This window comes from uncultured Xanthomarina sp., assembly GCF_963971605.1.
GTDB lineage: Bacteria > Bacteroidota > Bacteroidia > Flavobacteriales > Flavobacteriaceae > Xanthomarina > Xanthomarina gelatinilytica.
In genome coordinates this window covers 15797-29566 of record NZ_CAXATZ010000017.1, presented here as the reverse complement: position 1 = coordinate 29566, position 13770 = coordinate 15797, and the positions used below count along the sequence as shown (strand labels likewise).

Genomic DNA, 13770 nt, shown 5'->3' with positions numbered 1-13770 from the left:
TGGTCCATCAAAATGTCTTTACAAGGAAAATATAAGATGTAAAATAAAAAAACGGCGTGAAAGAAAGGTGGATATATGGCTTCTTTTTGGTAACAACAACACTGTTCAATTCTATAAAAACTTCCCTATCTGTCTACAGATAGATTCATATCATAAAGAATAACAGCTTTAAAAAACCCTTAGAATTTTATTAAGGAAGACGTTCTATTTTGGCACCTATGGCACGTAAACGTGTGTCTATGTTTTCGTAACCCCTATCTATTTGCTCAATATTGTGAATGATGGAGGTTCCTTTGGCTGAAAGTGCTGCAATCAATAAAGAGACTCCTGCCCTAATATCTGGTGATGTCATGGTAGTTGCCTTTAATTGCGATTTAAAATCATGTCCAATAACGGTTGCCCTATGTGGATCGCAAAGAATGATCTTTGCTCCCATGTCGATCAATTTATCCACAAAAAACAAACGACTTTCAAACATTTTTTGGTGTACCAACACACTGCCTCTGGCTTGTGTGGAAACCACCAAAATAATACTCAATAAATCTGGTGTAAATCCAGGCCAAGGTGCATCGGAAATGGTTAGTATGGAACCATCTATATAGTTTTGTATTTCGTATCCATGGGTATGTGCAGGAATATGGATGTCGTCGCCTCGACGCTCTACCGTAATCCCTAATTTCCTGAACACGTTGGGTATCAATCCCAAATCGTCCCAACTTACGTTGGTGATGGTCAATTCGCTTTTGGTCATTGCAGCCAAACCTATCCAACTCCCAATCTCTATCATATCTGGAAGCATGCGATGTTCTGTGCCACCCAAGCTGTCAACCCCCTCAATAATAAGCATGTTGGAAGCAATACCTCGAATGTTGGCGCCCATACGATTGAGCATTTTGCACAATTGCTGCAAATAAGGTTCGCAAGCAGCATTGTAAATGGTGGTTGTACCTTCGGCCAAAACAGCTGCCATTACAATATTGGCTGTTCCAGTTACCGAAGCTTCATCCAAAAGCATGTAGGTGCCTTTTAACCTTTGGGCTTCCACTCCATAAAAATGGTCTTCCCTATTATATCTAAATTTGGCCCCAAGATTGATAAACCCTTCAAAATGGGTGTCCAAACGGCGTCTCCCTATCTTATCCCCTCCAGGTTTTGGAATATATCCCTTGCCAAAACGAGCCAAAAGGGGACCAACTATCATGATGGAACCTCTCAGCCCTTTTCCATCTTCTTTAAATTCGGCAGATTCCAAATATTCCAAGTTTACTTCATCGGCTTGAAAAGTATAGGAACCAGAACCTATTTTAGAGACTTTAACGCCCAGTTTTTTTAACAGTTCAATGAGTTTATTAACATCTACTATATCTGGAATGTTGTGAATGGTGACCAACTCTGGGGTTAACAATACAGCACATAAAATTTGTAAGGCTTCGTTTTTGGCTCCTTGAGGCTGGATTTTCCCTTTTAATTGATGACCTCCTTCTATTTTAAATATTCCCATACGTTCTGGTTAATAACGTTTTCTTGATCTGTTTGAATTACTTTTTTTATGATGCGATTTTTTGGTGTTTGATGCGTATTTTTTCTTGTTGCGCATCAAACTGGTTGCATCGGTTAAATCTTCATCGGCATTTTTAAGATTGATTTTCCCACCCGAAAGTTCGCGTAAATGGTCAAAAATCACCTCATCCTCTACCGTATCTTTGTTCCAATTTAAAAAACACTTTTTCATGTGGTTCGCAATGGTGTAAATCAAAGCATCCTTCATATCGCCATCTTCCCAAGTACAGGCCACATCTATCATGGTCTTGATATTGTTTCCGTAAAACCTGTACTTAGGATGGTTTTGAGGGTATTTCAACACCTCTGGCCTAGCGTACAATTCTTCTTTTGAGGGTTTTGGGTAGGGCGAATCCACATCAATATCGAAATCTGCCATAATAAATAATTGATCCCATAATTTATGCTGAAAATCTGGCACATCGCGTAAATGGGGTTGTAAATTTCCCATAACCGAAATAATGGCTTTGGCTACTTTATTGCGTTCTTCCTTGGTGTCACGTGATTTGGCATAGTTAATCATTTTCTGCATATGACGTCCATATTCAGGAATAATTAAATGCTCACGTTCTGTGTTGTATTCTAAATTATCTATCAAAATAAATGTGTAGGGTTAAATGTTTGCGCATGAAGTTAATTATGCAAGCGCAAAGTACAAAAAAAAACTAAAGACTAATAACGCCTTCTATTTTTTCTGATACTTCTATATACTTTTCTATAACATGCTCCGGTGTTTCCATTTTTACGCTTATGGAAACACTGGTATAGGTCCCTTTTGTGGATTCTGTGGTTTTTATAACAGCCCCCAAATGATTAAAGAGGTCTTCTAAGGCTACCACCTGGTCTGAATCGGATTTCACTATAAACTTATATAAATATTCCGATGGCCACAAGGAGGTATCATATAATTGAGATTTCAATTTTTCGTAAAAAGCTTTTGTTTTCTTGTTTTCGTTCATTTCCATTATGCTCTTTTTAATACGCTAAAGGGCTAAATACAACGGTTTTGCTGTAAATAACACAAGTATTTTTACAAGGTGTAAAGATACTATTTCCTTCGCATTTTTTATTTAAGATTTAAATTACGAATTTTACAGCTAAAATCTTGCCAATTTTGAACTCGAAAAAAATTGTTATCACTGGAGGACCAGGAACCGGAAAAACATCGTTAATTAACGAACTGATAAAAAGAGGGCATACCTGTTTGGAAGAAATTTCCAGGCAAGTGATCCTGGATGCCAGGCAAGAAGGCATAGAACAGCTGTTTTTAACCAAACCGCTCCTGTTTAGCGAACGCTTGTTGGAAGGTAGGATCAAACAGTATGAAACAGCCAAAAGCATGGACTCGGAAGTGGTTTTTATAGATAGAGGCGTTCCCGACGTTTTGGCATACATGGACTATGCCAATGAAAGCTATCCTGACAATTTTGTAAAGGCATGCCAAAACTGCAAATACCATCAAGTGTATGTATTGGAACCTTGGCAAGAGATTTTTACAAGCGATAGCGAACGCTATGAAAATTTTGAACAGGCCGTCTCCATTCACAAACAACTTTTAAATACCTATAGAAAGTACAATTACAATTTAATTGACATACCTTTCGACACCATTGAAAACAGGGTCGATTATTTATTGGACACCTTAAAAAAGCTGTAATGCAGCATCCTATAAACATATTAGAACGCTATTGGAACTTTACCTCTTTCAAACCCCTTCAAGAAGAAATTATTGAAGCCGTTTTGGAAGGTGAAGATGTATTTGCCTTGCTACCAACAGGTGGAGGTAAATCCATCTGTTTTCAAATTCCAGCTTTGGCCAAAGAAGGCATCTGCATCGTCGTGTCGCCTTTAATTGCCTTGATGAAGGATCAGGTTCAAGCCTTAAAACAAAAAGGCATCAAGGCCTTAAGCATTACCAGCGGCATTACCAGCAACGACCTGGACACGCTTTTGGACAATTGCATATATGGCAACTACAAGTTTTTATATCTCTCTCCAGAACGTTTACAGCAGGAGTTGGTTCAGGACAGGATCAAACAAATGAACGTGAACCTCATTGCTGTAGATGAAGCACATTGCATATCGCAATGGGGAAACGATTTCCGTCCAGCCTATAAAAATATTCAATTGCTAAGACAAATTCAGCCTTCGGTCAATTGTATCGCGCTTACTGCTTCTGCTACACCCAAAGTGGTTGCTGACATTGTGGTGGAACTGGATTTTATACAACCTAAAATCTTTAAGCAGTCGTTTGAACGTAAAAACCTCGCTTACATGACTTTTAACGAGGATGATAAACACTACAAACTGGAAAGCATTTTAAAGAAAAATCCCCAAGCATCCATTGTCTATGTTAGAAGTAGGCATCTAACAGTGGAGATATCCAATTTTTTAAACAAAAAAGGCATTTCTGCCACAACCTATCATGGTGGCTTGTCCAATAAGGTAAAGGATGCACATCAACAAGAGTGGATCAACAACCAAAAACAAGTCATGGTGGCCACCAATGCCTTTGGAATGGGTATAGACAAACCTGATGTAAAAACGGTTATTCACCTGAATTTACCGGAAAGCATGGAAAGTTACTTTCAAGAAGCTGGAAGGGCCGGAAGAAATGGCAACAAAGCCTTTGCCATCATACTAAAAAACAAAAGCGATGAATTATTGGTTAAAAACCAGTTTTTAAACGTGTTGCCTTCAGTAAACGACGTCAAGCACATTTATAGAAAGTTGAGCAATTATTTTCAAATTTCCTATGGCGAAGGCCAAAACACCATTTACGATTTCAATTTCAACGCCTTTTGCAAGACCTATCAGTTAAACAGCCTATTGGCATACAACACCTTGCTACTCCTGGACAGAACGAGTATCATCAGTTTATCCAAACAATTCAATAAAAAAACTAGCCTTCAGTTTGTGATAAGCAACAAAGCCTTATTTGCCTATTTGGAAAAGCATCCAGAAGTAAGTGTGATTGTGAAAACCATTTTAAGGACTTATGGCGGCATTTTTGAAAACGAAATTAAAATAAACCCTTTGTTGATTTCAGATAAAGCTTCGGTTTCAGAAGACAGCTTGTTCGCAACTTTAAAACAGTTGGAAAGGGACCAAGTCATTCAGTTGAGCCTTAGTACTACAGATTCCGAAATCAGCTACCTGCAACCTCGGGAAGACGATAAGGCCATCCATAGGATATCACATTATATAGAACAGCAAAACAGTTTAAAATACCAGCAAGTACACGCTGTAATAGATTATATAAACAATGACAGGCTTTGTAAAAGCGTACAACTGCTTTCATATTTTGGTGAAACCCATGTAAAGGACTGTGGCATCTGCTCTGTTTGCATATCCAAAAACAAGAAACCAAGTGCAGACGATATAACTACCATAAAAAAGAAGCTTTTGACCTTATTGGAATCAGGCGACCTGAGTTCCAGGGAACTTTTGGAACAATTAAACTGCTCTGAAAGTGCTTTAAAAAAAACCCTTCAACTGCTTTTGGAACATCAATTGATTGGTTTAACAAACAAAAACACCTACAAACTACAGACAACATGACAGATTTAAGAATTGTATTTATGGGAACCCCAGAGTTTGCCGTTTCCATTTTAAAAAGCATCATAGAAAATAAATACCAAGTGGTTGGAGTAATTACAGCACCCGACAAACCAGCTGGTAGAGGCCGAAAACTTAACGAAAGTGCCGTAAAAACATATGCCAAATCCCAAGGATTGAACATCTTACAACCCACCAATTTAAAAGACGAAACCTTTCTTGAAGAATTGAAAGCCCTGAGAGCCAACCTGCAAATAGTTGTGGCCTTTAGGATGCTACCGGAAGTGGTCTGGAAACTCCCAAAACACGGTACCTTTAATTTACATGCCTCTTTATTGCCAGACTATCGTGGGGCAGCACCTATTAATTGGGCCATTATAAATGGGGAGACACAAACAGGTGTGACCACTTTTTTTATAGACGATAAAATAGATACGGGAGCCATCATCCTGCAAAAAACCGTTGCAATTGATGCCAAGGAACATGCTGGACAGTTGCATGACAAGCTCATGCATGCTGGAAGCGAACTGGTTTTGGAAACCATTAAATTGATAGCATCCGGGGAAGTGACCACACAAGCCCAACCCCAAACCGAAGGCACTAAAACCGCTTATAAATTGAACAGGGACAACTGCAAAATAGATTGGACAAGCAACAAGGAACAGATTTACAACAAAATAAGGGGCTTGAGCCCCTATCCAGGAGCCTGGTGTTATTTACAAAATGGCGAAGACCAATTGGATATTAAAATACATGCTTCAGAAATAGAAAAAGAAACGCACCAGTTACCCATAGGAGCCATTGTTACTAACAAAAAAGAGATAAAAGTGGCCGTAAATGGAGGCTATATCAAAATTTTGGAAATAAAGCTGCCAGGAAAGCGACATATGGATGCCCAATCACTTTTAAATGGATATGCATTCAGCGAGTCGGCAAAAATGCTCTAAACCCTTATTCTTACTGATTTTTTCAAAAACATCGACAAAATGCACTGTCTTTATTAACAAATGTATGAAGTTATTAACAATATGGTGTATTTCCCTTGCTATTACTTGCATGGTTTGATAATCCGTATAAATTTGTAAAGGATTTAACAAAAAAAATGTTTAACCAACAATTTATTAATAATTAAAATTTAAATTATGAACAAATCAGATTTAATCGATGCTATGGCAGAACACGCAGGAATTACTAAAGCAGCTGCAAAAAAAGCTTTAGAGTGTGCGTTAATTGAAATTGAAGGAGCTTTACAAAAAGGTAACAGAGTTTCTTTAGTTGGATTTGGATCTTGGTCAGTATCTAAAAGAGCTGCAAGAGAAGGAAGAAACCCTCAAACAGGAAAAACTATAAAAATTAAAGCTAAAAACGTTGTAAAGTTTAAAGCTGGATCAGATTTATCTAATGCTGTTAACTAGTTTTTTACTTCTTTAATATCCAAAAAGCCTTCCAATTACGAGAAGGCTTTTTTTATTTGTACTGTTTGTAGTTAATAAAAAAATTATTACATTTAATTACTAATCCTAACAAGCTATGATTACAATCAAACCAAAAAAAGGTGATTTGTTAATAGCAGAACCATCCATTATAGGAGATTCTTCTTTTAATCGCTCCATCGTATTATTAGCAGATCACACACCTGAAGGCTCTATCGGTTTTATTTTAAACAAACCTTTAGATTATACCATTCAAGATTTAATCCCCGAATTAAAGGCCAATTTCAAGATTTACAATGGAGGCCCTGTTGAACAGGACAATTTATACTTTATACATAAAGTCCCGGAATTGATTCCCAACAGCATAGAGATTTCCTTGGGTATATATTGGGGAGGCGATTTTGACAAGGTGGCCGAACTCATTGCCAATAACGAATTACAAGAAAACAACATTCGTTTTTTTCTCGGGTATTCCGGTTGGGATGCCAACCAACTGGATGAGGAATTAAAAACCAACTCTTGGGTGGTTAGCGAAAACATCTATAAAAAAGCCATTATAGAAAAAGATTACCAGTTTTTCTGGAAAGAAAAAATGGTGGAACTTGGTGGCGAATACAGCATCTGGTCCAATGCGCCAGAAGACCCTAGTGCCAATTAAGCCAACAGCCTAATTTTCACCTGTAGTTTTTGAAGCAAGTTCTTGGCAACCTGGTTGTTATAGGCTTTCTTTCTGTAATTGCTCACAGGTTGTATGCCTACTATAACATTGGTAACAAACAATTCATCTGCTTTTTGTAGTTCAAATGGGGAAATGGAAGCTTCTTCCAAAGTATACTCTGGAATTTGTTTGATAATTTCCATCAACTGTTTTCTCATAACACCTTTCAAACATCCATCTGCCAATGGCGGTGTTTTTATGACCTGGTCCTTTACCAAAAAAATGTTGCCGTTCAAGGCCTCCACAACCTGTTTGTTTGTATTTAAAACAAGGCAATTGTCCAATTTGTTCTCACTGGCATAAATACTGCCTACCACATGCAAGGCTTTGTTGTTGGTTTTTAAGGTAGAAAGCAACCCGGGTGACACATAAAAATCCTTGTACAAATCCACATGGTATGCATTGTCGTTTAACAAGTAAAAGTCTGATGCCAGTGGCGCTGCCACTATCATAAAATCCACATCATTCGTTTTGGGAAGGTACAAACCCCCTTCTTTTCTGCTTACATACAACTTAACACGTACCGAACGGTCCTGCAAGCCATTGGCCTGAACCGTTTCAAGTATCTGTTCTTGTAAATATTCCATGGTAAAATGCATCGGGATTTCCATTCTAAGGATGCGCATGGAAGCCATAAGTCTAAAATAATGGTCTTCCCAGAAAAAAATAGCTCCATGGGACACTCTAAGGGTCTCAAAAAGAGCATCGCCATAATTAAAGCCTCTATTGTTAATTGAAATTAGTTGATGTGAACCTGTGAGTGTACCGTTGTAATTAACCATAAAAAATCCCGAAATAAATTCGGGACAAATATAAGTTATTAATGTAGAAAAAACCTAAGCAGAACCCAATACCTGTTTTAAATCCGATATCTGGTTTTCCCATAGCATTTTAGCCTCTTCCACTTCATCGGCTTCACTGAAATCGGTCACTATGATACTAACATCTTTGGTGATTTCATCTACTTGAATCTTTATTTCAAAATAATAGGACGGATTGTCGTCTGCCAACCATTTAAACTTGATGCGTTCTCCACTTTTTTTACTGACAAGTTTGGCCTGTTCTTCCACACCATCCCAAATAAACTTGAAAAGCTCTCCACGGGAATTGACATTTTCGGCAAACCACTCCGATAAGCCAGAAGGTGTGGAGATATATTGGTAAAGTAATTGAGGTGAAGCGTGAATGGGAAACTCCATTTCATATTTTATTTTTTCGTCCATCGTAACATGTTATTTATAGCGCTCAATATATACATTAATTAATAAGTTTTAAAACTATTTTTTAAAAATAATTAATGCTAGGAATGTTTGCTCTCTTTAAATTTGTTTTTATATTTGCAGCCGTTAAAAAGAAGAGTTCCTATAATTTGGGAAGGGTACTTTTTAAATTGTGAAGCCTTTTAGTGGAAGCTTAAAAAAAACTCCATTATATGGCAACCCAAACCACATGTCCTTAGCATGTATCATGGCGAGGTAGCTCAGATGGTTAGAGCGTCGGATTCATAACCCGGAGGTCTCGGGTTCAATTCCCGATCTCGCTACAAGTTTAAAAGCCTAGCACGAAAGTGCTGGGCTTTTTTTATGGCTTGAGTTCGTGCTCGCACGATAACGAAAAGTCATAAAAAAAGCCCAAAAACGCATCAGCGTTTAGGCTTTTAAGGTTGTAAGCACTCCCCCAAAGGAATCAGCGAAGCTAATTCCCCTTCAAACAACCGTAAAAAAATTATCAAACGCGTCAGCGTTTAGGCTTTTAAGGTTGTAAGCACTCCCCCAAAGGAATCAGCGAAGCTAATTCCCCTTCCAAGAATCGAAAAAAAGTTACCAAACACGTCAGCGATTAGGCTTCTAAAAACTAACTTCCAACCAAATGAATTACACTATTCGTAATTTGAAAACCTAAGAAAATATTTATTTTTTGGTCACTTGACAATTAATCGTAGAAAATTTAATTTTCGTTTATGTTTAAACACCATACTTCCCTTCTTGAATTAAAATGAGCATGACCAGCTAGCTGTTTTTATATAAATCCATTAAATTAGTCGGGTATATGTAATAAGAAAACCAAAACAAACACCTACTTGGTAATACATTCAAAAAATATACCTAAATAATAAGTTATAAATAACCTAAAATAGCCTTAGTTCAGGGCAAGACATATAGAGCAAAAACAACAGAATGAACAAAAATATCATTGCAGTACTACTTATTTTATTAGGGATCAACCTAATAAAATCACAAGATGTTGAACAAATACTAATCGGCACCAAACATTCGCTTTGGTCTAATATCTTAAATGAAAATAGGGAGTATTGGGTAAGCCTTCCTGATTCTTATAAGGATCAAAAATCATCCTACAAAACATACCCAATACTTATAGTGCTTGACGGAGATTCACACTTTAAGTCCATAGCTGGAATGGCAAACTACATGAGTTCCGATGCATATAGAAGCTGGAAAATTCCAGAGCTGATTGTAGTTGCTATTCAAAATGTAGATAGAAGAAGGGACTACACTCCAGACAAAATCATCACCGTTAGAGAAAACAATTCAGGTGGTGGAGATCGTTTTCTTGGCTTTTTGGAAAATGAACTTTTACCCGAATTGGACCAAACCTATAGAACTGCTCCCTATCGAATCCTGTTTGGGCATTCTTTGGGAGGCTTACTGGCCACTCATGCTTATATGAAAGAAAAAACAGGTTTCAATTCCTATATCGCGGTCGATCCAAGTTTTGGAACATGGGATTCAGAAACCATGGACAAAAAGTTAGATTCCCTTACAGATCAGTCATTCAAAAGATTCCTGTACCTAGCCACTGCCAATTGGGGTAAAAGAAATATTAGAAATCGGGACCGCCATGTAAGATTGTACGAATCATTGAACAGCAAATGCAAAGGCGAATTACCGGCAAAACTGGAATACTTTCCTAATGAAAGCCATAGCTCAGTGCCAATTATTGCTTTTCATAACGGAATCTCCACAATTTTTGAAGGCTATGGAATTTCCTATCGTGATGTGGAAGATAAAGAGCAACTAACCCAACATTTCAAAACACTTTCCAAAAGACTCTCCTGGCATGTTCCTCCTCCAGAACATCTTGTAAACCAATTAGGCTACAGAACGCTACAAAGTGAAAATGATAAAGACAAATCCAAGGCATTGGAATTCTTCATCATGAATGTGGAAAATTATCCCAAGTCACCAAACTCCTATGATAGTTTGGGGGAAGCTTATGAAACAGTGGGAAATACCGATAAAGCAATTGACAACTATAAAAAATCCTTAGAACTGGACCCAAACAATGAGCGCGCCAAAATAAAAATAAAAGAATTAAGTAAGAGCTAATAAAACACATTGGTAACAGACTGATATATTGCAAATCCAAGTGTTTCTATAACAGCTAATATACCGTGCAAACCACTTATATTTGGAAAAAGAACAGCTCCTTAAATCATTCAACACTTACTTAAAACCTGGTCACAATCAGTAAAAACTTGTTTTGGTGTTGCAAACAGTTATACATTAAAAACACCCACTTCCACCATAAATAAAACCCTTAAATCCATTCCACAAACAGCATGCTTTCCTATAGCCCTGTTTTCTTCACCAAAATTTCCTAACTTGGTAACTCTTTTAATGTGTAAAAAGTTACTATGAAAAATCACTATCACTTAATTATTGCCGGTGCAGGTGGCATAGCTGAAGCTGCTGGTCTTATTTTGGCCGAGTGGAGCGCCGTAACACCTACCATTTACATTGGCGACAGGGACTTGGAAAAAGCCCAAAACGTTGCGCAATGGATCATGAACGGGACTACCAAGGCTTGTAAGGTACAGGCCTTTTATTTGGATGCCAATTCCATCAGTGATGACATGGGCCGCATTTTTGAAAAAGGCGATGCCCTACTCGATTGCCTGCCTGGCAGTTTGGCCCCAAATATGGCTCGCATGGCCAAAACCTACAAGCTCTGTTATGCCAACCTAACCGAATATGTGGCTGAAACCAACCAAATTATCCAACTGGCCAAAGACGCCCAAACCGGATTCGTACTACAAACGGGATTGGCTCCTGGCTATATAGATGTACTGGCCCATCACATGTTTCAAAACTTCTGCAAAAAACATAAAGTCGAACAAGTGGATACCTTGGAATTAAAAGTGGGCGCCCTTACCAATCATGCCATAGCCCCTCATTATTATGGCTTTACCTGGAGCCCTGTTGGTGTGGCTACGGAATACCTTAAAGACTGTATCGTCATACGGAATTATAACAAAACCTCCTTACCGGCACTCTCCGAGAGAGCCTATATCATCATTAATGGTATTGGTTACGAAGAAGACCTGACTTCGGGTGGCGCAGCAGATTTACCCGATGCCCTCAGTGGAAAGGTAAAACACCTGGATTATAAAACCCTAAGACACCCTTTACATTATACTTGGGTCGGGAAACAATTAAAAACTTTGAAAAACAGCAAAGACCCCATTTCGGGATTGCAAGAAATCATGCAAACAGAAATCCCACATATCGAAGACGATCAAATTGTTCTCTATGCGGCAGTTGCAGGTAAAGACGCAACAGGAAAATTTTATCGACAGGAAATAGCCAAACACATCAAACCCCAACAAATAGGAAAACATACCCTAAGGGCCATTCAAACCAGTACAGCAACACCCTTAATACAAGCCATTGCATGGCTATTGGATAGCAAAACCAAAGGTGTGGTCCTTCAAAGCCAATTGGATGCGACTGCTTTTTTAAAGGGTGACTTTGTAAAACGTGTTTATGGGGAGATCAAATAATTCCTTTAACTTCACATATCTTAATTCATACGGTGGTTTTCGCTCTTGCTCATATCACGAAGTAGCGGTTTTAAAAGTATCCTTCATACTGCCATGCCTAACGTCAGACAGATAATGAAGGAGCGCCATTCCAGAAGGTTAATCCTAAAAAATGGTCATTAAGGTACATGTCTCTATAAATTATTGTATCATCAGCTTTTTTATGGTTTTTGATTGGTTGCCATGCAATTCCAAAATGTACATCCCAGGAGTTAAATCCATATGTAGTTCATTGGTCCCTGGATGCAATGTCTGTACCATGATTAATTTACCATCAATTCCATAGACATTCATGTATTGATATTGTGTGTTGTTTGCCAAGAAAAATATGCCCTTTGTGGGATTTGGATAGATACTTACATCTTGTAATTGAGATGTATCTACACTTAAAAATCCACAATTCACAGGATCATAAAACACCAACCCTAAAGTATTTATATCGTTTTGGTGCACAATCACATTTTCAGCATCTGCTAGCGTGTTGGGCAAATTGGTTTCATCCCAACAATTGTTTAATGCCATGATATCGTTTGGGGTATTGTTATAAAGCGCATAGGTTGTACCTCCGTTTCCGTTGTTGGCAAACACATTCTGTCCCACGTTTCCAGTTCCATCCCCTAAATTTATAGAAGCTTGGCCAATAACGGTGATTCCCCAAAGATTTCCCCGTATTTGATTGCCACTGGCAATAACATCCATTCCTGCGGAAGAGGTATTTAATGAAATACCACTACCTCCCAAATTTGGATTGTTTTGCGTGTCGTTGTTTTCAATTTGATTGTTCCTAATATAAGCAAAAGAATTGTTTCCCAAAATGGTCAAACCATAACGGTTATCAATAATGATGTTGTTATCAATTACTGCATTGATCTGTCCTCCAACAAAATTGGAGACAGCAATGCCACCTACCATATCCAAATCACGATCCCCAATAATGGTGTTTTGCACTATTTGCAAAGGGTCAGTCGCTAGAGTGGTCCCAATGTTTATTTGAGGCCGGTTGGAATTGGCCTGGTTATTTCCTTCTATATAATTGTTAAAGATATAAGGTGAGACGGCACTATTGGCACCAGAGCTAATGGCTGGCGTGTCATTAAAGCTAATGGTGTTATTTGTTATTTGGGCCATCCCTCTAGAAAGTGCTATAACCCCTCCAGTGGCAGCTCCAGAAACATTGTTTGTCAATAAACAGTTGTTTATGCTAAAGTTTTCCGTAAGCACACGCAAACCTCCTCCATATTGTATGGTGGCATTTTCAATCTGAATGTTTGAAAACTCTTCAAAACGAAATCCTTCATAAGGCAGAGCTGGATCTATAGCTGTAATGGTTGCCTGGTTTGCACTAACTTGAAATGTACCTAAAACGGTAATGAGAATGTCTGCTCCAATCTCCAAAGTCGCATCTGTGTCTATTAAAAAGGTGTCTGTGGCAGAAATGGTTAAATCTGCTATTAAGGTATAGGTTGTACCACTTACTGATATAGTGGTAGGACTTGCAGCCACTAAATCGTTTAAGGTAAAGGTACTTCCTGTGTCTGGTGTGGTATAACCTTGTGCTGAAACCATCGCAAAAACACAGATGGTTGCTATACAGTTGAGTAATAATTGTTTCATAAATAATAAAATTTTAATGTTTTGGTAAAATTACACAAAAATAATAG

13 protein-coding genes and 1 tRNA gene are annotated in these 13770 nt (G+C 38.0%); 8 read left to right on the top strand and 6 right to left on the bottom strand.

What is annotated here, in order from left to right:
- Positions 1–190: 190 nt before the first annotated feature.
- The 3 genes from murA to AACY93_RS08030 form a co-directional block, all read right to left on the bottom strand.
- Positions 191–1501, bottom strand: a complete 1311-nt coding sequence (gene murA / locus AACY93_RS08040) for a UDP-N-acetylglucosamine 1-carboxyvinyltransferase (protein ID WP_286852776.1) — start codon at positions 1499–1501, stop codon at positions 191–193.
- Between the two features lie 9 nt (positions 1502–1510).
- Entirely contained in the window at positions 1511–2158 is a 648-nt protein-coding gene (locus AACY93_RS08035; RefSeq protein ID WP_007651395.1) for a DUF4290 domain-containing protein, read from the bottom strand.
- A gap of 67 nt (positions 2159–2225) precedes the next feature.
- Complete coding sequence (locus AACY93_RS08030) at positions 2226–2519, bottom strand: DUF493 family protein (protein WP_040492482.1); 294 nt, start codon at positions 2517–2519, stop codon at positions 2226–2228.
- A gap of 155 nt (positions 2520–2674) precedes the next feature.
- On the opposite strand from AACY93_RS08030, the gene AACY93_RS08025 reads away from it, so the two are divergent.
- From AACY93_RS08025 to AACY93_RS08005, 5 genes are all read left to right on the top strand, one after another.
- Positions 2675–3217 carry an ATP-binding protein gene (locus AACY93_RS08025; protein ID WP_286852777.1) on the top strand — a complete coding sequence of 181 codons (543 nt, stop codon included), beginning with the start codon at positions 2675–2677 and terminating at the stop codon, positions 3215–3217.
- The gene (locus AACY93_RS08020; protein WP_286852778.1) at positions 3217–5121 is read left to right on the top strand and encodes a RecQ family ATP-dependent DNA helicase; all 1905 of its coding nucleotides are present in this window, start codon (positions 3217–3219) and stop codon (positions 5119–5121) included. The genes AACY93_RS08025 and AACY93_RS08020 overlap by 1 nt, the downstream gene beginning before the upstream one ends.
- Positions 5118–6065 carry a methionyl-tRNA formyltransferase gene (gene fmt, locus AACY93_RS08015; protein WP_286852779.1) on the top strand — a complete coding sequence of 316 codons (948 nt, stop codon included), beginning with the start codon at positions 5118–5120 and terminating at the stop codon, positions 6063–6065. The genes AACY93_RS08020 and fmt overlap by 4 nt, the downstream gene beginning before the upstream one ends.
- A gap of 195 nt (positions 6066–6260) precedes the next feature.
- A complete protein-coding gene (locus tag AACY93_RS08010) occupies positions 6261–6533 on the top strand; it encodes an HU family DNA-binding protein (RefSeq protein WP_007651403.1) in 273 nt (90 codons plus the stop codon).
- 115 nt (positions 6534–6648) lie between these two features.
- The gene (locus tag AACY93_RS08005) at positions 6649–7209 is read left to right on the top strand and encodes a YqgE/AlgH family protein (protein ID WP_007651405.1); all 561 of its coding nucleotides are present in this window, start codon (positions 6649–6651) and stop codon (positions 7207–7209) included.
- Here the strand turns inward: AACY93_RS08005 and AACY93_RS08000 are convergent.
- On the bottom strand, positions 7206–8051 hold the full coding sequence (locus AACY93_RS08000) for an aminotransferase class IV (RefSeq protein ID WP_286852780.1): 846 nt from the start codon (positions 8049–8051) through the stop codon (positions 7206–7208). The genes AACY93_RS08005 and AACY93_RS08000 overlap by 4 nt on opposite strands.
- A 54-nt stretch (positions 8052–8105) precedes the next feature.
- Positions 8106–8492: an START-like domain-containing protein gene (locus tag AACY93_RS07995; protein ID WP_007651408.1), complete on the bottom strand. Its 387-nt coding sequence runs from the start codon at positions 8490–8492 to the stop codon at positions 8106–8108.
- A gap of 246 nt (positions 8493–8738) precedes the next feature.
- On the opposite strand from AACY93_RS07995, the gene AACY93_RS07990 reads away from it, so the two are divergent.
- The 3 genes from AACY93_RS07990 (at position 8739) to AACY93_RS07980 (ending at position 12070) form a co-directional block, all read left to right on the top strand.
- Positions 8739–8812, top strand: a tRNA-Met gene (locus tag AACY93_RS07990).
- A gap of 634 nt (positions 8813–9446) precedes the next feature.
- Positions 9447–10616: an alpha/beta hydrolase-fold protein gene (locus AACY93_RS07985; protein ID WP_286852781.1), complete on the top strand. Its 1170-nt coding sequence runs from the start codon at positions 9447–9449 to the stop codon at positions 10614–10616.
- Positions 10617–10924: 308 nt separating this feature from the next.
- Positions 10925–12070 carry a saccharopine dehydrogenase C-terminal domain-containing protein gene (locus AACY93_RS07980; protein ID WP_286852782.1) on the top strand — a complete coding sequence of 382 codons (1146 nt, stop codon included), beginning with the start codon at positions 10925–10927 and terminating at the stop codon, positions 12068–12070.
- Between the two features lie 180 nt (positions 12071–12250).
- Here the strand turns inward: AACY93_RS07980 and AACY93_RS07975 are convergent, their stop codons facing one another.
- Positions 12251–13723: a T9SS type A sorting domain-containing protein gene (locus tag AACY93_RS07975; RefSeq protein ID WP_286852783.1), complete on the bottom strand. Its 1473-nt coding sequence runs from the start codon at positions 13721–13723 to the stop codon at positions 12251–12253.
- Positions 13724–13770: the final 47 nt, after the last annotated feature.